This window comes from Solwaraspora sp. WMMD1047 (genome assembly GCF_029626155.1).
GTDB lineage: Bacteria > Actinomycetota > Actinomycetes > Mycobacteriales > Micromonosporaceae > WMMD1047.
In genome coordinates this window covers 7,556,601-7,578,890 of the sequence record NZ_JARUBL010000001.1, presented here as the reverse complement: position 1 = coordinate 7,578,890, position 22,290 = coordinate 7,556,601, and the positions used below count along the sequence as shown (strand labels likewise).

Annotated in this window: 20 protein-coding genes; 11 read left to right on the top strand and 9 right to left on the bottom strand. The window is 73.1% G+C overall.

What is annotated here, in order from left to right; translation table 11 throughout:
- The first annotated feature begins 4 nt into the window (after positions 1 to 4).
- From O7627_RS34490 to O7627_RS34445, 10 genes are all read left to right on the top strand, one after another.
- Positions 5 to 847, top strand: a complete 843-nt coding sequence (locus O7627_RS34490; protein WP_278098543.1) for an IclR family transcriptional regulator — start codon at positions 5 to 7, stop codon at positions 845 to 847.
- Complete coding sequence (locus O7627_RS34485; protein ID WP_278097617.1) at positions 844 to 1,710, top strand: SDR family NAD(P)-dependent oxidoreductase; 867 nt, start codon at positions 844 to 846, stop codon at positions 1,708 to 1,710. The genes O7627_RS34490 and O7627_RS34485 overlap by 4 nt, the downstream gene beginning before the upstream one ends.
- A gap of 12 nt (positions 1,711 to 1,722) precedes the next feature.
- A complete protein-coding gene (locus O7627_RS34480; protein WP_278097616.1) occupies positions 1,723 to 2,862 on the top strand; it encodes an acyl-CoA dehydrogenase family protein in 1,140 nt (379 codons plus the stop codon).
- A 56-nt stretch (positions 2,863 to 2,918) separates the two neighbouring features.
- Positions 2,919 to 4,067, top strand: coding sequence for a CaiB/BaiF CoA-transferase family protein (locus tag O7627_RS34475; protein WP_278098542.1), 1,149 nt, complete (start codon positions 2,919 to 2,921; stop codon positions 4,065 to 4,067).
- Positions 4,054 to 4,866, top strand: a complete 813-nt coding sequence (locus O7627_RS34470; protein WP_278097615.1) for an enoyl-CoA hydratase-related protein — start codon at positions 4,054 to 4,056, stop codon at positions 4,864 to 4,866. The genes O7627_RS34475 and O7627_RS34470 overlap by 14 nt, the downstream gene beginning before the upstream one ends.
- A complete protein-coding gene (locus O7627_RS34465; RefSeq protein ID WP_278097614.1) occupies positions 4,863 to 5,987 on the top strand; it encodes an acyl-CoA dehydrogenase family protein in 1,125 nt (374 codons plus the stop codon). The genes O7627_RS34470 and O7627_RS34465 overlap by 4 nt, the downstream gene beginning before the upstream one ends.
- Positions 5,984 to 7,516, top strand: a complete 1,533-nt coding sequence (locus O7627_RS34460; protein WP_278097613.1) for a class I adenylate-forming enzyme family protein — start codon at positions 5,984 to 5,986, stop codon at positions 7,514 to 7,516. Before O7627_RS34465 ends, O7627_RS34460 begins: the two co-directional genes overlap by 4 nt.
- The gene (locus O7627_RS34455) at positions 7,506 to 8,507 is read left to right on the top strand and encodes an acyl-CoA dehydrogenase family protein (RefSeq protein ID WP_278097612.1); all 1,002 of its coding nucleotides are present in this window, start codon (positions 7,506 to 7,508) and stop codon (positions 8,505 to 8,507) included. Before O7627_RS34460 ends, O7627_RS34455 begins: the two co-directional genes overlap by 11 nt.
- Positions 8,507 to 9,718 (top strand): thiolase family protein, encoded by a 1,212-nt coding sequence (locus O7627_RS34450; RefSeq protein ID WP_278097611.1) that lies wholly within the window; start codon positions 8,507 to 8,509, stop codon positions 9,716 to 9,718. Before O7627_RS34455 ends, O7627_RS34450 begins: the two co-directional genes overlap by 1 nt.
- A 498-nt stretch (positions 9,719 to 10,216) precedes the next feature.
- Positions 10,217 to 11,257 (top strand): glycoside hydrolase family 11 protein, encoded by a 1,041-nt coding sequence (locus O7627_RS34445; RefSeq protein ID WP_278097610.1) that lies wholly within the window; start codon positions 10,217 to 10,219, stop codon positions 11,255 to 11,257.
- Between the two features lie 181 nt (positions 11,258 to 11,438).
- Here the strand turns inward: O7627_RS34445 and O7627_RS34440 are convergent, their stop codons facing one another.
- The gene (locus O7627_RS34440; RefSeq protein WP_278097609.1) at positions 11,439 to 14,711 is read right to left on the bottom strand and encodes a BTAD domain-containing putative transcriptional regulator; all 3,273 of its coding nucleotides are present in this window, start codon (positions 14,709 to 14,711) and stop codon (positions 11,439 to 11,441) included.
- A 603-nt stretch (positions 14,712 to 15,314) separates the two neighbouring features.
- On the opposite strand from O7627_RS34440, the gene O7627_RS34435 reads away from it, so the two are divergent.
- Positions 15,315 to 16,853, top strand: coding sequence for a non-reducing end alpha-L-arabinofuranosidase family hydrolase (locus O7627_RS34435; RefSeq protein WP_278097608.1), 1,539 nt, complete (start codon positions 15,315 to 15,317; stop codon positions 16,851 to 16,853).
- 67 nt (positions 16,854 to 16,920) lie between these two features.
- Here the strand turns inward: O7627_RS34435 and O7627_RS34430 are convergent, their stop codons facing one another.
- The 8 genes from O7627_RS34430 to O7627_RS34395 all read right to left on the bottom strand — a co-directional run bounded on the left by O7627_RS34430 (position 16,921) and on the right by O7627_RS34395 (position 22,282).
- Positions 16,921 to 17,868 carry an acyltransferase domain-containing protein gene (locus O7627_RS34430; RefSeq protein ID WP_278097607.1) on the bottom strand — a complete coding sequence of 316 codons (948 nt, stop codon included), beginning with the start codon at positions 17,866 to 17,868 and terminating at the stop codon, positions 16,921 to 16,923.
- Between the two features lie 41 nt (positions 17,869 to 17,909).
- On the bottom strand, positions 17,910 to 18,317 hold the full coding sequence (locus O7627_RS34425) for an arsenate reductase ArsC (protein WP_278097606.1): 408 nt from the start codon (positions 18,315 to 18,317) through the stop codon (positions 17,910 to 17,912).
- Positions 18,314 to 19,081: an aquaporin gene (locus O7627_RS34420; RefSeq protein ID WP_278097605.1), complete on the bottom strand. Its 768-nt coding sequence runs from the start codon at positions 19,079 to 19,081 to the stop codon at positions 18,314 to 18,316. The genes O7627_RS34425 and O7627_RS34420 overlap by 4 nt, the downstream gene beginning before the upstream one ends.
- 20 nt (positions 19,082 to 19,101) lie before the next feature.
- Positions 19,102 to 19,767, bottom strand: a complete 666-nt coding sequence (locus tag O7627_RS34415; protein WP_347404698.1) for an arsenate reductase ArsC — start codon at positions 19,765 to 19,767, stop codon at positions 19,102 to 19,104.
- Positions 19,764 to 20,447 (bottom strand): helix-turn-helix domain-containing protein, encoded by a 684-nt coding sequence (locus tag O7627_RS34410; RefSeq protein ID WP_278097604.1) that lies wholly within the window; start codon positions 20,445 to 20,447, stop codon positions 19,764 to 19,766. Before O7627_RS34410 ends, O7627_RS34415 begins: the two co-directional genes overlap by 4 nt.
- 53 nt (positions 20,448 to 20,500) lie before the next feature.
- The gene (locus tag O7627_RS34405) at positions 20,501 to 20,929 is read right to left on the bottom strand and encodes a MarR family transcriptional regulator (RefSeq protein ID WP_278097603.1); all 429 of its coding nucleotides are present in this window, start codon (positions 20,927 to 20,929) and stop codon (positions 20,501 to 20,503) included.
- On the bottom strand, positions 20,926 to 21,753 hold the full coding sequence (locus O7627_RS34400; RefSeq protein WP_278097602.1) for an IclR family transcriptional regulator: 828 nt from the start codon (positions 21,751 to 21,753) through the stop codon (positions 20,926 to 20,928). The genes O7627_RS34405 and O7627_RS34400 overlap by 4 nt, the downstream gene beginning before the upstream one ends.
- Positions 21,754 to 21,853: 100 nt before the next feature.
- Complete coding sequence (locus tag O7627_RS34395) at positions 21,854 to 22,282, bottom strand: MarR family transcriptional regulator (RefSeq protein ID WP_278097601.1); 429 nt, start codon at positions 22,280 to 22,282, stop codon at positions 21,854 to 21,856.
- Positions 22,283 to 22,290: the final 8 nt, after the last annotated feature.

Here is a 22,290-nt window from a genome sequence, read left to right as displayed (position 1 = left end):
CACAGTGGACTCACCGAAGGTGTCGCGGGGCGCGGACTACCGGGTGCCGGCCATCGAACGGGCCTTCCGGGTGCTGCGCCTGCTCGCCGCCCACTCGGAGCTGTCGCTGGCCGGCGTGATCGAGCTGACCGGCCTGAACAAGAGCACCGCCCACTACCTGATGCGGACCCTTGTCGGTGTCAACGCGGTCGGCTACGACCCGGAGCGCCGGGTCTACCAGCTCGGCCCCGGTCTGGTCGAACTCGGCGCCGCCGCCGCCGAGCAGATGAACGACGTGAGCATCGCCAAGCGCTACCTGGCCGAGCTGCTGGAGCGGATGGACGTCACGATCGTGCTCTACCGCCGGATCAACCCGACCGAGGTGATCCTGGTCGACAAGCTCGAACGGCCGCACCGGGTCCGAATCACCCTGCAGGTGGGCACCCCGGTGCCGATCCAGGGCGGCTCGTTCGGCCGGGTCTTCCTCGCCCACGACTCCCCGAAGGATGTGGCGGCGGCGCTGGCGGCCGGCCCACATCCGTACACCAGCAAGAGCGTGGCCAGTCGCGAGCAGTTCCTCCGCGAGCTCGAACCGGTCCGCGACCACGGCTTCGCCGTCGACCACGAGGGGTTCGCCCTGGGCGTCAGCACGGTGGCCGCACCGATCTTCGACGACCGGGGCGCGGTTCGGCTGGTGGCCGCCGGGGTGGGCTTCACCAGCGCGATGGACGAGGAGCGCGCGCAGAGCTACGGGCGGCTGCTGCGGGACACCTGCGACCGGATCACCAAGACCCTCAGCGGCCGGTCCGGCCTGGTGTACGGGCCCGGCGGCGCGGTCCGGCAACGGGCGGGAGGTGGCACCCGATGACCACGAGAGAGCGCGCCACGGCACCCGGGGCCACGACGTCCGGGGCCACGGCGCCGGGGGCGGACACGGCGGCGGGTGCCGCGACGGCGGGTGCCGCAACGGCCGGTACGCCAAGCGGTCCGACGTTGGCCGGGCAGGTGGCGGTCGTGACCGGTGGCGGGGGCGGCCTCGGGATCGCGATCGGCCGGGCGCTGGGCCGGGCCGGCGCCAGCGTGGTGCTTGCCGACATCGCCGAGCCGCTGGCCGTCGCCGCGGCGGCGGCCCTGGTCGAGGAGGGCATCGCGGCCCGCCCCGCGGTGGCCGACGTGACCGACCGGTCCAGCGTCGACACGGTGGTGGCGCGGCTGCTGGACCAGCACGGCCGGATCGACATCCTGGTCAACAACGCCGGCTTCACCATCGACCGACCGCTGGTCGAGATGGACGACGACGCCTGGCGACGGGTCCTCGACGTCTGCCTCTACGGCACCTTCGCGTGCTGCCGGGCGGTCGCCCCGGCGATGATCGACCGCCGGTACGGCCGGATCGTGAACATCGCCTCCCGGGCCTACCTCGGCAATCCCGGCCAGGCGAACTACTCGGCGGCGAAGGCGGGCATCGTCGGGCTGACCAAGGCCCTGGCGAAGGAGCTCGGCCGGCACGAGATCACCGTCAACGCGGTCGCCCCCGGCCTGGTCGAGACCGAAGCCGTCCGGCGACACCCGAAGTTCGCCGCGATCGCCGAGCGGGCCCGCCGGGAGAACTCGATCCGCCGGCTCGGCACGCCCGCCGACGTCGCCGCGGCCGTCGCCAACCTGGCCTCGCCCGAGGCGTCCTTCGTCACCGGGGACGTGGTCCACGTCTCCGGCGGCCGGTTCAGCTAGGGAGGGTTCGCCATGGACGTCTGGCTCACCGACGAGGAGCGGCTGCTCCGCGAGACCGTACGGTCCTATCTGGATGGCAAGATCGCGCCGCTGGTGGCGGCGCACGAGCGGGACCGCACGTTCCCGTGGGACCGGCTCGCCGGCCTCTACGACCTCGGCTACGTCCGGGGCGTGGTGCCCGCCGCAGACGGCGGGGACGAGGCGGGGCACCTGGCGCTGGCCATCCTGATGGAGGAGGCCGGCCGCTGCTGGGGATCGCTGCGCACCACCCTCAACGTGCAGACCATGGTCGCCGCCGTGCTGAGCCGGTTCGGCACCGCCGAACAGAAGGACCGTTTCCTGCGCCCGATGCTGGCCGGCCGACGGTTCGGCTGGTTCGGGGTGACCGAGTCCGACGCCGGGTCCGACGCCGGTGCGCTGCGTACCCTCGGCCGGCCCGACGGCACCGACCTGGTGGTCAACGGGCGCAAGCTCTACATCACGAACGCGCTGCACGCCGACTTCGGGCTGCTGCTGATCCGGGTCGCCGGCACCGACGGGCTGACCATGCTGATCGTCGACCGGGCCGAGTCGCCGTACCAGGCGTTCGACATCGCGCACATGCCGGTGCGGGCCACCACCAGCTGTGAACTCGCCTTCGACGACGTACGCGTACCGGCGGCGAACGTGGTCGGCGAGGTCGGGCGCGGGCTCGGGGTGGCGATGTCGGCGGTGAACCTGGGCCGGCTGAACATGGCGATGGGGGCGGTCGGGCTCGCCCAGGCCTGCCTGGAGGCGTCCATCGGGTTCGCCAGGGCGCGGGAGCAGTTCGGCCGCCCGATCGCCGGGTTCCAACTCGTCCAGCAGATGGTGGTGGAGATCGCCACCCTGACCGAGACGAGCCGGCTGCTCGGCTACCGGGCCGCGCGGGCGCTCGACGCCGGGCTGCCGGGCCGCTACGAGTGTTCGATGGCGAAGTACTACTGCGGCGAGTCGGCCGGCAAGGCGGCAACCCTGGCCCTGCAGGTGCACGGCGGCGCCGGGCTGATGGAGGAGTCCCCGGTCGAACGCTACTTCCGCGACGCGCGCGAGGCGACCATCCCGGAGGGCACCACCCAACTGCAGATCCTGCACCTCGGCAAGGAACTGCTCGGCGTATCGGCGATGCGATGACCGGCGACGGAATGACCAGCGACGGAATTTCCGGCGACCCGACGACCGGCGACGCGATGACCACCGGGGGACCGCTGGCCGGGGTGCGGGTGCTGGAGCTGGCGGCCCTGGGTCCGGTGCCGTTCACCGGGATGCTCCTGGCCGACCTGGGCGCCGAGGTGATCCGGGTCGACCGGGCCGGGGCGGACGCGCCGGGCGTCGGCGCCGACCCCGGCAGCGACCCGCGCCACCGGGGCCGGCGCTCGATCGGTCTGGACCTGAAACGACCGACCGGGGTCGCGGTGCTGCTGCGTCTCGTCGGGCACGCCGACGTGCTGATGGAGGGGATGCGCCCGGGCGTCGCCGAGCGGCTCGGCATCGGCCCGGAGGAGTGCCTGCACCGCAACCCCCGCCTGGTGTACGGCCGGATGACCGGCTGGGGTCAGGACGGGCCGCTCGCCCACCGCGCCGGCCACGACCTGAACTACCTGTCGCTGACCGGGGCGCTGCACGCGATGGGTCCGGCGGAGGCGCCGCCACCCGTACCGCTGAACCTGATCGGCGATTTCGGCGGCGGGGCGACCTACCTGGCGCTCGGGATCGTCTGCGCCCTGCTGGAGCGGGTCGGGTCCGGCCGCGGCCAGGTGGTCGACGCGGCGATGCTGGACGGCGCGGCCAGCCTGACGGCGCTGTTCCACGGCCTGATCGCCAACGGCACCTGGTCGGCGGCGCGGGCCGACAACGTGCTCGACGGCGGGGCGCCGTACTACCGCACCTACGCCACCGGCGACGGGGGTTTCCTGGCGGTCGGCGCGATCGAACCGAAGTTCTACGCCACCCTGCTGAGACGCCTCGGCCTGGCCCCGGCGGACTGGCCGCAGCACGACCGCTCCCGCTGGGCCGAGCAGAGCGCCCGGTTGGCGGCCATCTTCGCGACCCGGACCCGGGCCGAGTGGGAACGGGTCTTCGACGGCTCCGACGCCTGCGTCACGCCCGTGCTGACCTTCGCAGAGGCGCCCGCCCACCCGCACCTCGCGGCCCGCCGGACCCTGGTCGACGTCGACGGCCTGGTGCAGCCCGCGCCGGCGCCCCGGTTCTCCCGCTCGACGCCGACCCCGCCGGGTCCACCGGTGCCCAGGCGCGCCCACACCGACCAGGTCCTCGCCGAGCTCGGCGTCACCGCCGAGGAGATCGCCCGCTGGAGGCACGACCGTGTCATCGCCTGAGCTGTCGACCGGGGACCTCGAATACACCGTGGACGGTGGGGTCGCCACCGTCCGGTTGAACCGGCCCGAGGTCGGCAACGCGCTCTCCCGCACCATGCGGCCCGCCCTCGCGGCGATCTGGGCCGCCGTGATGGCCGACGACGCCGTCCGCGCGGTGATCGTCACCGGCACCGGCGACCGGCACTTCTGCACCGGCGCCGACGTACGGGAGGTGGCCGACTCCGGGTCGACCAGCTCGGGACGTGGTCGGGTCAGCGAGGACATCGTCTGGTCACCGCTGCAACAGGGCGTCTGGAAACCGGTGATCTGCGCGGTGAACGGGCTGGTCGCGGGCGGCGGGCTGCACTTCGTCGCGGACGCCGACATCGTGGTCGCCGCGGCCCACGCGACCTTCCTGGACACCCACGTCAGCGTCGGCCAGGTCGGGGCGGTGGAGAACATCGGCCTGACCCGGCGGATGCCGCTCGGGGCGGTACTGCGGATGACGCTGATGGGCCGGCATTTCCGGCTCGACGCCGACCGCGCCCACCAACTCGGCCTGGTCGACGAGGTGGTCGCTGCCGCCGACCTGATGAGCACCGCGCGGGCCATCGCCGACGCGATCGCCAGCAACTCGCCGGCGGCGGTCTCGCTCTCCAAACAGGCGATCTGGGCGGCCACCGAGATGCCGCACCAGGCCGCGCTGGAGTACGGCTGGGCGTTGGCCCGCACCCAGTGGGCGCATCCGGATTTCCACGAGGGCGCCCGCGCCTTCGTCGAGCGGCGCCCGCCCCGGTGGACCGGCGGACCGCGGCCATGAGGTGGCAGTTCACCGCCGAGCAGGAGGCGCTGCGCGGGCAGATCCGCGACTTCCTGGCCAGCGGCGTGCCCGCGCGTGACGACCGCCAGTACTTCCTCGGCCGGGGTGGCGCCAGCCGGGAGATCTACCGGGCGATGGGTGAGCGTGGTTGGCTCTGCCTCGGCTGGCCGGTGGCGTTCGGCGGGGCCGGCGCCGGGCCGTCCACCGAGTTCGTCGTCTGGGACGAGCTGGCCTACGCCCGCGCGGTCCGCCCCGACCTGGCGGCCGGCATCGTGGCCCGCACCCTGATCACGCACGGCACCCCCGACCAGCAGGACCGGTTCCTCGCCCGGATCGCCCGGGGCGAGGTGGGCTTCGCGCTCGGCTACTCCGAGCCCGAGGCCGGCTCCGACCTGGCCGGCGTCCGGACCACCGCCACGGTGACCGCCGACGGCTACCGGGTGACCGGCGAGAAGCGGTGGACGTCGGACGCGCACAACTCGTCGTACCTGTGGCTGCTGTGCCGCACCGGGCGCAGCGGGCGGCCCGGCCGGGATCTGACCCTGCTGATCGTCGACCTCACCGCCCCGGGGGTGACGATCCGGCCGATCCGGACCATCGACGGGCACCGGCTCAACGAGGTGTTCCTCGACGACGTCGTCGTGCCGGTCCGGGACCGGGTCGGCCCTGAGGGGGGCGCCTGGCGGCTCATCCGGGAGGCGCTCGCCGTCGAGCGGCACCTGATGGTGCTGCCGGGCCGGGTCCGCCGCGACTACGAGGACCTGCTCCGGTGGGCCCGCCGGCCGGACGGCCCGGCCGACGCGGTGGCCCGGGCCGCGGTGCTCGACGCCGCGGTGGATCTCGCCGAGGTGGAGGCCGCGGCGCTGACCACCGTCGCCGCGATGGAACGCGGTGGCGACGGCATCGTCGAGGCGGCGCGGGCGAAGCTGCTCGCCAGCCGGGCGGTGCAGCGGATGGCGCGGATCCCCTTCGACGCCGGGGACGTGACGGCGACGGACCTCGCCGGCGACCAGGCGTTCCTGTGGCACGAGACGGTGATGGAGACGATCGCCGGCGGCACCTCCGAGGTGATGCTCGGCATGGTGGCGCGGCACGGGCTCGGACTCGGGGCCCGGTCGTGAATCCGGTGTTCGACCCGGCCAGGCTGGTCTTCGTCGACGTGATCGCGGCGCACGCCCGCCAGGTGCCGCACGCCGCGGCGGTCGTCGACGAGCACGGCGAGATCGGGTACGCGGAGCTGTGGACCGCCGCCCGCGCCGTCGCCCGGGGCCTGCGCCGGCGCGGCGTCGGACGGGGCGAACGGGTGGTGACGGCGCTGACCCCCGGGGCCGGGCACGTCGCGGTGCTGCTGGGGATCATGGCGGCCGGCGCGGTCGCGGTGCCGCTCAACACCCGCCTCACCCCGGTCGAGGCGGGCGCCTTCCTGGCCCCCCTGGCACCCGGTCTGGTCGTCCACGACGCCGCGCACACCGGCCTGGCCGAAACCCTCGGGGTGCCCACCGTGACTCTTGCCGCAACGGCCGGAACGGCCGGGCTGGTCGAGCGGCTGGCGCCACTAGCCGCCGACGACGCGGTGCCGGATCAGGTGGACGGCGAGCTCGACCCCGCGGCGCCCGCCGCCATCTTCGGCACCGGCGGCACGACCGGTCAGCCCAAGGGCGCCGTCTGGTCGCATCGCGCGCTGTGGCTGTACGCCGCCTCCTGCCAGGCGAACATGGAGATCCGCCGCACCGACGTGGAGCTGTACTTCTCGCCGTTCTTCCACGTCGCCCTCGTGACGGTGCTCTTCGCCACCCTGTACGCCGGCGGGTGCGGTTGGGTGCTGCCCCGGTTCGACGAGCGGGAGGTCGTCGCCGCGCTGCGGACCGGCCGCCCGACCCGGCTCTTCGGTGCCCCGACCGCGCTGGTCAGGCTGATCCGCCACCCGGAGTTCGACCCGGCGACCACCGGTGCCGTCCGGCGGGTGCTGTTCGGTTCGACCCGCAGCGAGCCCGGGTTCGCCGCCGAGCTGGGCCGGGCGTTTCCGCACGCCGAGCTGGTGACCGGCTACGGCGCGACGGAGTTCGGCGCGGCCACCCGGCTGCGGTCGTGGGAGCTGCGCGATGGCGTCGACCGCGGGGTCGGTCGGCCGGTGCCGGGGGTGACCGTGCGGGTCGTCGACGAGCGCGGCGCCGACCAGCCCCGCGGCGAGGTCGGGCAGCTCGTCGTGCACGCCCCGTGGCAGACCCTCGGCTACTGGGCCGGGCCGCCGTACGACCCGGACGGCCGGCTGCGCGGCGGCGTCGGCTCCGGCGACCTGGGCCGGTTCGACCGGGACGGCTACCTGCACCTCGCCGGCCGGACCAAGGACATGATCATCACCGGCGGTGAGAACGTCTTTCCGGTCGAGGTGGAGGACGTTGTCGCGGCCTTCCCGGGCGTCCGGGCCGTCGCGGTGTTCGGCCAGGCCAACGAGCTCTGGGGCGAGCAGGTGGAGGCGGCGGTCGTCGGCGTCGACGCGCTCGACCTCGACGCGCTGCGGGCGTTCTGCCGCACCCGGCTGGCCGGGTACAAGGTGCCCCGTCGCATCCACCTGGTCGCGGAGCTGCCGGTCACCGCGACGTTGAAGGTCGACAAACGACGACTCCGGGAGGCGTTGGGTGGCGCTTGACGTCGAGTACGACGAAGAGCAGCGCGCGTTCGTGGCCGCGATCCGGACCCTGGGCGAACGCTGCCGTACCGAATGGGTGTCGCCGTCGGCGGCGGACGGCTTCCCGACCCGGACCTGGAGCGAGCTGGCCGACATCGGTTGCTTCGCCCTCGCCGAGACCAGCGGCGCGGCGGTGGAGCTCGTCGCCGTGCTGGAGGAACTCGGCCGCCTCGGCTGCCCCGGACCACTCTGGGAGACCGTCCTCGCCGTCCGCGCGCTCGACGCTGAGCTGGTGGCGGGCGTCGCGGAGCTGGCCGGTGACGGCGCGGTCGACGGTGAGCTGGTGGACGGCGTGGTGGCCGGCACGCGGGTGGCCACCGTCGCCTCGGGCGGGCTGGTGCCCTGGGCCGGGCGGGCGGCGGTAATCCTGGAACGGGCGCCCGACGGCGTCTGGCTGTGCGAGGCGCGGCCGACCGGCGTACCGGTGACGGTTCTGACCTCGCAGACCTGGACGGCGGCGCGGCCCCGCCGGCTCGCCCGGGTCGCGGCCGACCGGGCCCGGGCCGCGACCGACCTGGCCGAGCTGGCGCTGGCCGCCTATCTCGTCGGTGCCTGCGGTCGGATCGTGGCCGAGGCCGCCGGCTACGCGGCCGCCCGGCGCCAGTTCGGCCGACCGCTCGGCGACCTGCAGGGGGTGGCGTTCCCGCTCGCCGAGTGCGACGTCGGGGTCGCGGCGGCCCGGGCGGTCACCCGCCGCGCCGCCGCCGACCTGGCCACCGGTACGCCCGTCCCGGCCGGGATGCCGCTGCTCTCCGCCGCCCGCGCCGCCCGCGGGGTGGTGTCGACCGGCTTCCAGACCTACGGGGCGCTGGCGTTCACCGAGGAGTCCTCGGTCGCCCCGGCCGCCCGAATGATCACCCAGCTCGTCGTCGCCGGCCTGCCGCCGTGGCGCCGAGACGCCTGCCAGGCCGAGGTCCTGCGACCCGACCGGCCGGACCGATTGGAGTCCTGATGCCCCGCCAGATCCCGGCCGACGCGGTCGCCGTGCTCGGCGCCGCCCGTACGCCGTTCGGGAAGTTCGGCGGCGCCCTCACCCCGCTGCCGCTGCCGGACCTCGGCGCCGTCGCGGTCGTCGGCGCGATCGAGCGGGCCGGGGTGTCGCGGGACGACATCGAGGAGCTGGTGATGGGCGTCAACTTTCCGGGCGCCGAACGGTCGGTGGCCCGCCAGGTCCTGCTCCGCTCCGGCCTGCCGCAGGAGCGGGTCGCGTACACGGTGGACCGGGCCTGCTGTTCCTCCCTGGCGGCGGTGACGGCGGTCAGCCGCAGCCTCCGGCTGGCCGAGAGCTCGGTGGCGCTCGCCGGTGGGGTGGACAACCTGAGCCGGGTGCCCTACTTCCTGCCCGCGCTGCGCTTCGGCAACCGCCTCGGTGATGTCGTGCTCACCGATCAGCTGGTGGTGGCGTGTCCGCACACCGGTGTGCCACGCGCCGTCCAGGCCGGGCTTGAGGCGACCGAGTACGGCGTGAGCCGCCGCGAGCAGGACGAGTGGGCGGTGCGCAGTCAGCAGCGGTACGCGGCGGCCGCGGCCGAGGGGTTCTTCGAGCGGGAGACCGTGCCGGTCGCGACGACCGACCGGCACGGCGCGCCGGTCGCGCTGGCGCGGGACGAGGTTCCCCGACCGTCGGTCACGGTCGAGCAGTTGGCCGGGCTGCCGACCGTGTACGACAGCCCCACCGTCACCGCCGGCAACGCGCCGAACATGTCCGCCGGGGCGTCCGCGCTGGTGCTGGCGTCCATGGCGTACGCCGGCCGGTCGGCGGCCGGCGGGCCGCTGGTGACGGTGTCGGCGTGTACCCAGGTTTCCGGGGATCCGCAGCGGCTGGCCTCGATGCCGGCCCGGGCTGCCCGGCGGGCGTTGAGCCGGGCCGGGATCGGTCTCGATCAGGTCGACCTCATCGAGGTCAACGAGGCGTTCGCGGCGGTGCCGCTGGTCACCACCCTGGAACTGGCCGGCGGCGACCGGGGTCGGGCCGAGCAGCTGCGGTCGATCACCAATGTCAACGGCGGCGCCATCGCGATCGGCCATCCGACGGGCGCGTCCGGCGGGCGGCTGTTGATGACGATGATCAACGCCCTGACCGCGCGGGGCGGCGGAACCGGGGTGGTCACCATCTGCGGCGGGGTCGGCGAGGCCGAGGCGATGCTGGTCGAGGTGCGCTGACCGCTGTCGATGCGCCGGTGCTGAGTGCCGACCCGGCGGCGGGCTATCCTTCGGCTTGCCGGTCGACGGCCGGACGCGAACGGCGGGTCCGAGGTCCGGAAAGTCTCCGGAAGTTGAGCCGGAACTCTGTTGGATCATGATTTTTTTGCCGCGACAACTAGGTGATATGTCCCAGTTGCGTTTGGCGGTCTGGCGCTCTGGCCAGGTCAGACGCGCTCCCCGAGTCATCCTCGCGATGGCGATCGGTTCCGAAACCTTTCTGAAAGTCATTGACAGGCGGCCGATTGGGGCAATACCGTCGCCATCGACGGAGCTCAATCACCGTCAGAGCCACCCACCGCGACCCACACCTCCGGTCGTGTCGTGCACAACGACCGACCAACCACCACCGCGTGGTACGACGCCGACGCCCGGCGGCCGTCACCGGCCGCCGGGCAGCCCACCGGCCGTGCCGCGCAGCTGGCGTCCCGCCAGCCGTCCGAAGGAGGAAGCGAGCACATGAACGACACCCCCACCAAACCGAGGAGACGCGGCCGCCTCCGGCTGCTCCTCGGCGCCGCCTGCGCCACGGCCCTGGCCGTGACCGGTGGCACGCTGATGGCCACCAACGCGTACGCCGAGGCCGACCGGACGCTCACGTCGAACGCCACCGGCACGCACAACGGCTTCTACTTCTCGTTCTGGAAGGACAGCGGTAACGCCAGCATGGTGCTGCGCGAGAACGGCCGCTACACCAGCTCGTGGAGCAACAACACCAACAACTGGGTCGGCGGCAAGGGCTGGGCCACCGGCACCCGGCGGACGATCAGCTACTCGGGCAGCTACAACCCGGGTAACAACAACACCTACCTCGCCCTGTACGGATGGACACGGAACCCGCTCATCGAGTACTACGTGGTGGAGAACTTCGGTAGCTACAACCCGAGCAGCGGCGCCACCCGGTACGGCACAGTCACCACTGACGGCGGTACATACGACATCCTTCGCAGCCAGCGGGTCAACCAGCCCTGCATCGACGGCGATCGCTGCACCTTCTACCAGTTCTGGAGCGTTCGCCAGCAGAAGCGCAGCAGCGGCACCATCACCACCGCCAACCACTTCGACGCCTGGGCCCGCGCCGGTCTGAACCTCGGCAGCAACCACAGCTACCAGGTGATGGCGACCGAGGGTTACCAGAGCAACGGTAGCTCCGACATCACGGTCCGGGAGGGCGGCAGCGGCAACCCGCAGCCGACCGCGAGCAACCCCGGCAACCCCACCAACCCGCCGCCCGGCAACAGCAACTGCACCGCGGTGCTCTCCGCCGGTCAGCAGTGGGGCGACCGCTTCAACCTGAACGTGTCGGTCCAGCAGGTCAGCAACTGGACGGTCACCCTCAACCTGAACGGCGGCCAGTCCATCCAGAACAGCTGGAACGCCTCCGTCAGCGGTACGAGCGGGACGGTAACCGCCAGACCGAACGGCAGCGGAAACAACTTCGGCATCACAATCATGGCCAACGGGAACTGGACCTGGCCGACGGTCGGCTGCAGGACCTAGTCCCTCCGACAACCAACAGGTGTGGCGCGGCGGCCTCGGCCCCGCGCCACACCCTTGTCCGGTGCAGAGTGGCTAGTCGCCCTGCACCGCCGCCGCGATCCGGGGCGGCGAACCCGGCGACCTACCGGGGCGAGCCGGTCGGCAACCAGCCCGCGTGGCATCGCAAACGGCACAGCTCCGTTCACCACGGCGGCGTGACCGGCACCTCCCGGGCCGGGGCCGGACGCGGGACGATCGCCAGTGCCTGGGTCACCAGCCGGCGGAAGCCGTACCGCCGGCCGATGGTGGCGGCCCCGTGCGCGGCCTCGGCCGCCGCCTCCGGAGCGCCGAGCGCGGCCAGGGTACGCGCGCAACCCATCAGCGCCTCGGCCTCGACGTACCGGTTGCCGACCGCCCGGGCCAGGGCCAGCGCCCGCCGATGGTGGGCCAACGCCTCGTGCGGGTGGTCCTGGCCGCGCCGGAGGGCACCGAGCGTGTTCAGCGCGTCGGCCTCCACCCGGCGATCAGCGAGGTCGCGAGCCAGCTCGAGGGCCGCGTGGGCGAGCTGCGCCGCCTCGCCGTACCGGCCGGCGTCACCGTGCACCATGGCCAGACCGCGCAGGACGCACGCCTCGTTGGTCCGGTCGCCGACGTCCCGGAACAACGCGAGAGCGGTGGTGAACCGGTCCAGGGCCGCCTCGGCCAACCCTCGGCTGTGCAGGATCACCCCGAGGTCGGCCAGCGCCGCCGCCTCGCCCAGCCGGGAGCCGATCTGCCGGTTGATGTCGGCCGCCGCACCGCAGCAGTCCGCCGCGTCGGCGAGTCGCCCGGCCTGCCAGTAGGTGAGGCCGAGCGCGTCCAGTGCGATCGCCTGGGCGTACCGGGCCCCGGTGGCCCGGCAGAGCCGGTGGGCCCGCCGCAGGTAACGGGCCGCGTCCCGGAGCCGGCCGGCCTCCCGATGCGCGACGCCGAGGTTGCCCAGGATCGCCGCGGCGCACTGTGTCCAGCCGGTTCGCTCCGCCAGCGGCAGGGCGGTCAGGTAGTTGTCGATCGCCGGTTCGTGGGCGTTGCGCCGGAAGTTCAGGTCCCCGATGCTCAGCAGCGCGGCGGCCTGCGCCCGCTGGTCGCCGGCCCGGTCGGCGGCGGTGAGCGCGGCCCGGGCGGCCTGCTCCCAGTCGGCAGCGGGCACGCGCAGCCAGAAGTAGCCGCGCAGGGTGTCGGCGAGCATCCAGGCGGTGGCTTCGGGGCCGTGTTCGGCGGCGTGCCGGATGGCGGCGACGAGGTTGGCGCGCTCGGCGTCCAGCCAGGCCAGCGCCGCCGCGCTGGTGGCGAAACCGCCGACCGCGCCGGCCGTGGAGCTGCCGGCCGCGCTGGTCGTGGGGCCGCTGGCTGTGGGGCCGCTGGCTGTGGGGCCGCTGGTCGTGGGGCCGCTGGCTGTGGGGCCGCTGGTCGTGGGGCCGCTGGTCGCGCCGGCCCCGGAGCCGTCGGCCGCGCCGGTCGCGGGCGGCGTGGGCAGTCGCAGCACATGGGGGTAGAGCATCCGGGCGGCGGCGTCGGCGCGTGCGGCGTACCAGTCGTGGAGGCGTTCCAGCGCGGCCCGGCGCCGCGGCGCGGGGTCCTCGGCCGCCGCCCGTTCGGCCGCGTACCCGCGCAGCAGGTCGTGGCAGGCGTACCGGTCGGCCCCGGTCCACTCGACCAGGTGCGCGGCGGTCAGCCGGCCGAGCTGGTTACGGGCCGGACCGTCGGCGAGTCCGGCGAGCGCGGCCACCGCCTCGGTGGTCAGGTCGGGTCCGGGGATCAGCCCGACCAGCCGGAAGGTCCGGCGGGTGGCGGCGTCCAGGCTGCGGTACGACAGGTCGAACGCCGCCCGTACCCCGGCCTGCTCGTCGCCCTGGATCTCCAGCGCGGCCATCCGATCCCCGCCGCGCAGCGCGGCGAGATAGTCGACGACACCGGGCCAGCCACCGTGCAGGATGTTGGCGGCCGCGACCCGCAGCGCCAGCGGCAACCGGGAACAGGCGGCCGCGACATCGACCACCGCGGCCGGATCGGCCGCCGCGCGGTCCGCGCCGAGGATCCTGACCAGGAGGGCGTACGCCTCCTCGGCGGTCAGCACGTCCAGCGCCACACCCTGCGCGCCGTCCCGGGCCAGCAGGCCGGTGAGCCGCGCCCGGCTGGTGACGAGTGCCAGGCAGCCGGGGCTGGCCGGCAGGAGCGGTCGGACCTGCTCGGCGCTTGACGCGTTGTCCAGCACCACCAGCAGCTGCCGGCCGGCCAGCAGCGACCGGTACCGCCCGGCCGCGGTCTGGACGTCGGCGGGGATCTGCTCGTCCCGTTCGCCGAGCGAGCGCAGCAGGTGGGCCAGTGCCGCCGGCGGGCCCACCGGCTCGTCGTCGGCGTAGCCGCGCAGGTCCAGATAGAGCTGGCCGTCCGGGAAGCGGTCCCGGGCGAGGTGTCCCCAGTGCACGGCGAGGGCGGTCTTGCCGACTCCGGCCATGCCGCTGATCACCAGGATCGGCACGGTGGTGGAGCGGCTTCCGGTGGTCCCCTCGCTGAGGTCGTCCAGCAGCCGTAACTGCTCGGCCCGGCCGGTGAACCCGGCGATGTCGCCGGGCAGCTGGGCCGGCGTCGGTGGGGCAGGCCGGGGGGACGGCGGTGGGGTCGGCGCCGGTGGGACCGGTCCCGCCGGCGGCACCTGCGGGCCGATCGCCCGGCCCCACCAGGCGCCGGCGGCCGGGCCGTCGTCGGCCTCGTTCTTCAGCAGGGTCGCGTGCAGCTGTCGCAGCTGCGGACCCGGGTCCAGTCCCAACTCGTCGGCCAGTCGACTGCGCAGGCCGTGGTACGCCTGAACCGCCTCGCCCTGCCGGCCGGACCGGTGCAGCGCGAGCATCAGCAGACCGACCAGGCGTTCCCGCAGTGGATGCGCCGCCACCAGCTCGGCCAGCTCACCAACCAGTTCGGCCGGCCGGCCGAGCGAGAGTTCCAGGTCGAACCAGTATTCGAGGGCCAGCAGGCGCCGCTCGTCGAGTCGGGCCGCGACCCCCTGGACGGCCCGGCCGCAGAGGCCGGCCAGGGCGGGGCCGCGCCACAGTTCGAGGGCGGACCGCAGCAGCGCCGCCGCCTCGGCCGGTTGGCCCGCCTCGGCCAGCCGAGTGGACTCGGCCACCCGGTCCTCGAAGACCTGCGCGTCCAGGTCGCCCGGTCGGACCACCGCCCGGTAGCCGGGGCCGTCGGCGACGATGGCCGGGCCGATCAGCCGGCGCAGGGCGGAGACGTCGTTCTGGATCTGCCGCTTGGCGGTGGTCGGCGGGTGGTCGTCCCAGACCGCGTCGATCAGGTGATCAAGCGCCACCACCTGTCCCGGGTGGGCCAGCAGCACCGCGAGCGCGGTCCGCCGCCGCCGGCCGCCGAGCGCCAGCGGGCCGGTGTCGTCGAATACCTGCAGCGGTCCCAGGATGCGGAATCTCACTTCCACGCCCCTCCCGGGGTGCCGGATTGTCCGCCCGTGCCGGCGCAGCCGCCCTGATCCCGGCCGGCGCGTGGGTCCCACGGCCATCCGGTCGATGATCAAGCAATCGACATAACTCTATGTTGTTATACCACGTCGGATGGTTCGGATGGCCCCGCTGTGGTCGTTGGTCGGTCGCTGCTGTGGCTCGTCGGCTCGACACCGGGCGGCGCGGGAGCGATGGCCACTGACCGGGTGAAATGTTAGCGCAAACATCCGCTGGCCACGGGGTACCGGTTCCCAGAGGGTCGGGCCCGGCGGAGTCGGGTCGCTCCCGGGTCGGGCAAAGCGCGGTTGCGCCTCGACTGCGTTGCGTCACCGCCGGCAAATCCAGGAACGTTACGACTTGACGAACGACATGTTATCGCTCACAGTCGATGGTCAAGGACGACGATGCCTGCGGCTTACCGGGCGAGCCCGCTTCGTCGAGCCGACACCAGGCGTGCGCCGAGGGCATGCGGACGTCGTGTTAACGCTAACATCCTGACGCATGCGAGCGCCCGACCATGCGTCGCGGTGCGCCCACCCTCGGGCAGGCCGTTCGGGCTCTTGGGCATTTTGAGGAGGATCATGTCTGCCTTTGGTGGATCCGCGGCGATCGCGCCACCGGCACGGCCGCGTAGGTGGTTGCCGCGAGCCGTCGCCGCCGGCGTCACGGCGTTGGTGGTAGGTGCCGCCGCCGCCGCAGTGGTCTCGACACCCGCCGCCGCGGCGACGGTCGACACCAACGCGTGGTACGTGTTGGTCAACCGCAACAGCGGCAAGGCGCTCGACGTCTACAACCTGGCCACGAACGACGGGGCCCGGATCACGCAGTGGGCCCGGAACAACGGCAACCAGCAGCAGTGGCAGTTCGTCGACTCCGGTGGTGGCTACTACCGGTTGAAGTCCCGGCTGTCGGGCAAGGTGCTGGACGTCTACGAATGGTCGACGGCCAACGGCGCCAGCATCGTGCAGTGGGCCGACCACAACGGCAACAACCAGCAGTTCCGGTTGGCCGACTCGGACGGCGGCTACGTCCGGTTGATCAGCCGGCACAGCAACAAGGTGGTGGAGGTGCAGGGCGCTTCGACCGCCGACGGCGGAAACATCGTGCAGTACGACGACTGGGGCGGCAACAACCAGCAGTGGCAACTGGTCCGCGTCGACGGCGGGAGCAACCCCACCACGCCGCCGCCGGGCACGCCGCCGCCGGGCGGCACCTGTGCGCTGCCGTCGTCGTACCGGTGGTCGTCGACGGGTGCGTTGGCGCAGCCCAGGTCCGGATGGGTGTCGCTGAAGGACTTCACCCACGCCCCGTACAACGGCCAGCACCTGGTCTACGCCACCAACCACGACTTCGGCACGTCCTGGGGTTCGATGAACTTCGGACTCTTCTCCAACTGGAACCAGATGGGCTCGGCCAGCCAGAACGCCATGCCGTTCTCGGCCGTCGCGCCGTCGTTGTTCTACTTCGCCCCGCGCAACGTGTGGGTACTGGCCTACCAGTGGGGCGGACCGGCGTTCTCCTACCGCACCTCCACCAACCCGACGAACGTCAACTCCTGGTCGTCGGCGCAGACCCTGTTCACCGGCAGCATCTCCAACTCCGGCACCGGACCGATCGACCAGGCGTTGATCGGTGACAGCCAGAACATGTACCTCTTCTTCGCCGGCGACAACGGCCGGATCTACCGGGCCAGCATGCCGATCGGCAACTTCCCCGGCAGCTTCGGCTCCAACTACACCACCATCATGACCGACACCACGAACAACCTCTTCGAGGGCGTTCAGGTCTACAAGCTCGAAGGCGAGAACCGGTACCTCATGCTCGTCGAGGCGATCGGTTCGCAGGGCCGCTACTTCCGCTCCTTCACGGCCACCAGCCTGGGCGGAAACTGGACCCCGAACGCCACCAGCGAGAGCAACCCGTTCGCGGGCAAGGCCAACAGCGGCGCCACCTGGACCAACGACATCAGCCACGGCGAGTTGATCCGGACCAACGCCGACCAGACCATGACCGTCAACGCCTGCAACCTGCAACTGCTCTACCAGGGCCGCTCGCCCAACTCGGGCGGCGACTACGGCCTGCTGCCCTACCGGCCCGGCCTGCTCACCCTGCAGCGCTGACCGCCTGACCGAAGCTCCGCAACCGCTGCTCCGGCTCCACCCGATGAGGGTGGGGCCGGAGCAGCGGTCAGATCGGGAAGTGGCCGCGGCGCCAGTGCCAGTGCCGGCCGGCCAACAGATGGTCGACGGCCGCGCGCTGAAGTGCGGTGCGACGCGGCAGCTCGTCGAGCGGTGTGGCGATGGTGCGGAACACGAACCGCAACACCTCGACGTCGGCGTCCGGCCCCTCCGACTCCTGGTAGGGCTCCAGTTCGAACCTCCGCTGGAAGTGCAGGATGTTGGAGTCCGCGGGGAGGTACTCCCGCAGTTGCGGGTCGAGCAACCAGGAACCACACGCGAACGCCGGATAGTGCTCGTCGGGAAAGTGCCGTGGAAAGAACCGCCGGGCCCGGTCGAGTGACGCCTCGACCGCCTCCGGCCGCAACGGCCCGGCCTCGGGGATGTGCAGGTCGATGGCGGGGCCGCCGCCGCGATGGTGCTGCAACCGGCCCAGCTCGTAGACGGCGCCGCGCGCGTGCAGAGTCAGCCAACTCTGCATGACCGGCCAGCCCTCGCCGCGCATCCGACGGTCGATCGCGAGGTTGCGTCCCAGGTCCGCGAGGGACACCCACGACACTGCCTCGTCGACACCGTGCTCGCGGTGGTAATCGGTGACGACGTTCACCAGGGCCAGGTACGCGTACCCGTAGAGGTGTCGCCAGGCCGGGCCGCGCTCACGCGGCAGCGCCGGGCCGGGCGACAGCCAGCCGCCGCCCCCGAGATCGGCGCGGACCAGGGCGATCGAGCGGTCGAGCAGCCAGCGCAACTCGGGAGTCCAGAACGGCGATCCGGGGTCGGGCCAGCCCGCCATGATCTCGGCGGCGTCGTCCGGAGGCACCGCGAGCCGGTCGAGGATCGCCGGGGCGTCGGCCTTGGCGGGCAGCGGCGCCGACGGCTGGTCACCGGCGAGTCGGTGTACGCGGTCGACCTCCTCGACGGGCACCCCGAGCCGGGCGGCGGTCTCGTCCAGGTCCACCGGGACGACCCTACCGACCCGTGGGTCGCGGCAACAGGCCGTCAGTCGCCCGGTACGAGCTCGGTGAGCAGCTTCTCGACCCGGGTCCTGATCTCGTCGCGGATCGGGCGGACCGCGTCGGCGTCCTTGCCGGCGGGGTCGTCGAGATTCCAGTCCTCGTACCGCTTGCCGGGGAAGACCGGGCAGGCGTCGCCGCAGCCCATGGTGATGATGACGTCGCTGCGCTCGGCGGTATCCCAGTCGAGTTTCTTCGGCGTCCGGTGGCCGATGTCGATGCCCGCCTCGCGCATGGCCTCGACCGCGGCCGGGTTGACCCGGTCGGCGGGGTTCGAGCCGGCACTGCGGACCTCGACCCGGTCCCCGGCGAGGTGGCGCAGCCAGCCGGCGGCCATCTGGGACCGGCCGGCGTTGTGCACGCAGACGAACAGCACGGACGGCTTACCACTCATGTCGTGACTCCAGAGGAGGTGGCTGATGGTTCGGCGGTTTCGCTGGCGGCGTGCGGGACGACGACGTCGTCGGCAGCGGCGCCGGCGTGCGGGTAGAGGGCGGTGATCAGCCCGACGCCGACGAGCAGGCCGACGAGCTGGGCGCCGATGAAGGCGGGCGCCGAGCCGGGGGCGATGCCGGCGAAGGTGTCGGTGAAGACCCGGCCGATGGTCACCGCGGGGTTGGCGAAGCTGGTGGAGGAGGTGAACCAGTAGGCGGCCCCGATGTAGGCCCCGACGGCCGCCGGTGCGGCGGCGGCCCGGCCGGACCGGACCAGGGCGAAGATGAGCAGGAGCAGACCGGCGGTCGCGACGACCTCGCCCAGCCACAGGTGCGTCCCGGTGCGGACGGTGCTGGCCAGCGTCACGGCGGAGCGGTCGAACATGAGGTTGGCCAGCATCGACCCGGCGCTGGCGCCGAGGATCTGGGCGGCGCAGTAGGCGGCGAGTTCAGGCAGCCGCAGGCCGGCGCCGTGGCGGCGGCCGAGCCACCAGTCCGCGGCCGACACCACCGGGTTGAAGTGCGCGCCGGAGACCGGGCCGAGGGCGAGGATGAGGACGCCCAGGGCGAACGCGGTCGCCACCGAGTTCTGCAGCAGTTGCAGGCCGACGTCGTTCGGCGACAGGCTGGCGGCCATGATGCCGGAGCCGACGACGGCGGTGACCAGCAGCGCGGTGCCGATGAACTCGGCAAGCAACCGCCGCCAGGACACGACTGAATTCATTGCTACGGCTTCTCCAGGGGTCAGGGGCGGACGGGTACGCCGAGCTGGTCGAGCAGTGCGCGGACCCGGCGTTCCAGGTCGTCGCGGATCGGACGCACCGCGGCGGCATCCAGGCCGGCGGGGTCGGCCAGCTCCCAGTTCTCGTATCGGGTGCCGGGGAAGACCGGACAGGCGTCTCCACAGCCCATCGTGACCACCACGTCGGCGGCGCGTACCACCTCGTCGGTCCACGGCTTGGGGTATTCGCCGGAGATGTCGATGCCGCGTTCGGCCATCACCGCGATCGCGGCCGGGTTGACCTCGGCGCCGGGCTCGGAGCCGCCGGACCAGCCGATGGCGGCCCCACCGGCGAGGTGGGTGAAGAAGCCGAGCGCCATCTGTGAGCGGCCGGCGTTGTGGGTGCACAGGAACAGCACCACCGGTTTGCCGTCGCGGTGGTGGCCCTCGACCCGGGCGAGAGCCTGCAGGCGCTGCCGCGCGAAGCGTTCGGCCAGCAGCGGCAGGAAGTGGGGGACGCTGCCCGCGGTGGCGAACTGTTCGTAGCTGGAGTGCAGGAACCGTTCGATCGTCTCGACGCCGTAACTGCCGTCGAACTCGGCGGCGAGTCGGGTGGCGGCGGTTTTCAGCGCCAGTTGCTGATCGATCGCCAGGTCGCGTTGCCAGGGTGGGGGGCTCAGCTGGGTCATGCTCGATCTCCGGTGAGAGTGGGTGCCAGCCGCGCGACGCGGCCGGCCAGTTCCGTGTAGGCCGCCTCGAAAGCCGCCTCGGTGCCGACCCGGACCGGGTCCGGCACCGACCAGTGCAGCCGCGGTCGGGTCGCGGCGGTGCTCAGGTCCTCGTGGGCGCTGTCGCAGACCGCGATGATCAGGTCGCCCTCGTCGATGACGTCGGCGACATGGGCGGTGCCGGCCGGATCGAGATCCAGCCCGTGTCGCCGGGCCACCGCGACCGCCTCCGGGTGTACGCGGGCAGCGGGCCGGGTGCCGGCGGAAGCCGCCGGCCGGTCGGTGCGGTCGGTCCACAGCGCGGCGGCCAGCTGCGAGCGGGCCGAGTTGTGGGTGCAGACGAAGACCACCCGCTCCGCCGGTGGCAACCCGGGCGGTCGCAGCACCGCCAGGCTGCCGGGCCGCAGCCGGAGGTAGGTGCGGCGCCGGTCGGCCTCGGAGCGGGTCCGCTCCAGCAGGCCCGCCGCGGCCAGGATTTTGACGTGGTGGGCGACCAGGTTGCTCGGCAGGCCCAGGTCGCGGGCGATCTCGCCGGGGGAGGCGTCGCCGACGGTGAGCGCGTCGACGATCGCCAGGCGGGCCGGGTCGCCGAGCGCGGCGTGGATCCGCGCCCGCGCCCGCAGCGAATGCTCAGTAGTCATTGACTCAATGATTACTGAGTTTTCCTGGCCCAGGCAAGTGAACACCCGGTGAATCAGTCGGGCAGGAGCTTCTCCAGCACCGGCAGCGCCGCCCGGATGGCCCGCTGCTGATCGGGGGGAAGGGCGTCGATCCGGGCGCCGAGGTGCTCGGCCTTCTCCCGGACGACCCGGTGCACGACCTGTCGGCCGGTGGAGCTGGCGGAGACGATCACCGATCGCCGGTCGCCGGGGCAGGCCTCCCGCACGATCAGATCCCGGGCGGCGAGCCAGTCCACGATGCGGGTCAGATTGCTGGGCGGTAGCCCCTGCTGGTGCGCCAGGTCCACCAGCCGCAGTGGTCCGGAGCGCTCGATGGCCATCAGGAGCAGTTGTTGTGAGGTGGTCAGGGTGACGTCGCCACCGCGGCGGAAGGTGCGGTAGAGACGTCCGACCGCGAGGCGGAGTTGGACCGCCAGCGGGTCGTGCTCGGCGGTCTCCGTCACGGCTGACCAGTGTATTCGAGGCCGCGTACGTCGTCCTCGTAGGTGATGTGCCGGGCCAGCGCCTCGGCGGCGGCCCGGACCCGGGCGGTCAGCGCGACCGGGACGCCGTGGCGCGCCGGCAGCGAGAGCGACAACGCGGCCAGCACCCGACCGTTCCGGACCACCGGTGCGGCGATGCAGGCCAGCCCGACCTTCGCCTCCTGGTTGTCGACCGCGAACCCGGCGCGCCGGACCCGGGCCAGATCGTGTGCGAGCCGCGCGGGATGGGTGATGGTCTCGGTGGTACGCGGTCGGAGGCCGGCGGTGACGACCTCCTCGAAGAGCGGGTCCGGCGAGTACGCGAGCATCGCCTTGCCCAGCGCCGTGCAGTACATCGGCTGGCAGCCGCCGACCGCGGCGGGGCTGTCCAGCGGCTCCCGGGCGGCCAGCTTCTCGACGTAGAGCACCTGACCGTCGTGCGGGACGCCGAGGTTCACCATGCCCTCGGACGCCAGGTGCAGGTCCTGCATGATCGGCAGGGCCTGGTCGCGCAGGTGGTCGGGTCGGCAGAGCGGCACGGTGTTGCCGAGCCGGAACAGGTGGGTGCCGAGCAGCCAGCCGGCGCCGGCCCGTTCGACCATGCCGTGCCCTTCGAGCAGGGTCAGCAGCCGGTGCGCGGTGGATTTGGCGACGTCGGCCCGCCGGGCGATCTCGCTCACCCCCAGCACGGTGTGGGTGGAGCCGACGAAGACGTTGAGGATGGCCAGTGCCTTGCCCACGCTCGTTGCCGTGGCGGTGTCGGTGTCGGTGCGGCGGTCGGGTTCCAGGGCGGTGGTAGGGCTCAACGTCGCCTCCGGCGGCTCGGTCGAAACTGATACGCAATGCGAGAGGTACGCACTGCGAAACATAAGACCGGGGGCAGGCCGTTGGCAAGGGGCCGACCGGTTACCCCGCCCGGCCGTCGAAGAACGGCTCAAGGGCGGCGAGCCCCTCGGCCAGCACCTTCCGCTCCGCCGCGGAGAGCCGCCGCAGCCGCTGCGCGAACTCGGCCGTCCCCTTGGCCCGCAGCGAGGCGAGCAGCACCGAACCGGCCGGGGTGATCTCGATGAGCGACGCCCGCCGGTCCCGGCCATCGACGGACTGCCGCACCAATCCGCGCTCGACGGCCCAGGTCACGCTGCGCGTCACCGTCGACGACGTCACCTGCTCGCGGGCGGCCAGCTCGCCGGGACGGAGCGGGCCGTGCGCCTCGACGGTGGCCAGCAACGAGAGCTGCGCGGGAGTCAGCGCTCCTCGCTCACTGCGCACCAGCAGCCGGTGCAGCGCGCCGACCGACCGGCGCAGCGCCGCCGCGACGTCGACGTTGTCTTCCACCCTGCCTC

Excerpts from the sequence above, each read along its gene's own strand:
- O7627_RS34485 (WP_278097617.1), top strand. The coding sequence starts at position 844 with ATGACCACGAGAGAGCGCGCCACGGCACCCGGGGCCACGACGTCCGGG.
- O7627_RS34480 (WP_278097616.1), top strand. The coding sequence starts at position 1,723 with ATGGACGTCTGGCTCACCGACGAGGAGCGGCTGCTCCGCGAGACCGTA.
- O7627_RS34475 (WP_278098542.1), top strand. The coding sequence starts at position 2,919 with ATGACCACCGGGGGACCGCTGGCCGGGGTGCGGGTGCTGGAGCTGGCG.
- O7627_RS34465 (WP_278097614.1), top strand. The coding sequence starts at position 4,863 with ATGAGGTGGCAGTTCACCGCCGAGCAGGAGGCGCTGCGCGGGCAGATC.
- O7627_RS34450 (WP_278097611.1), top strand. The coding sequence starts at position 8,507 with ATGCCCCGCCAGATCCCGGCCGACGCGGTCGCCGTGCTCGGCGCCGCC.
- O7627_RS34445 (WP_278097610.1), top strand. The coding sequence starts at position 10,217 with ATGAACGACACCCCCACCAAACCGAGGAGACGCGGCCGCCTCCGGCTG.
- O7627_RS34435 (WP_278097608.1), top strand. The coding sequence starts at position 15,315 with ATGTCTGCCTTTGGTGGATCCGCGGCGATCGCGCCACCGGCACGGCCG.
- O7627_RS34425 (WP_278097606.1), bottom strand. The coding sequence starts at position 18,317 with ATGAGTGGTAAGCCGTCCGTGCTGTTCGTCTGCGTGCACAACGCCGGC.
- O7627_RS34420 (WP_278097605.1), bottom strand. The coding sequence starts at position 19,081 with ATGAATTCAGTCGTGTCCTGGCGGCGGTTGCTTGCCGAGTTCATCGGC.
- O7627_RS34415 (WP_347404698.1), bottom strand. The coding sequence starts at position 19,767 with ATGACCCAGCTGAGCCCCCCACCCTGGCAACGCGACCTGGCGATCGAT.
- O7627_RS34410 (WP_278097604.1), bottom strand. The coding sequence starts at position 20,447 with ATGACTACTGAGCATTCGCTGCGGGCGCGGGCGCGGATCCACGCCGCG.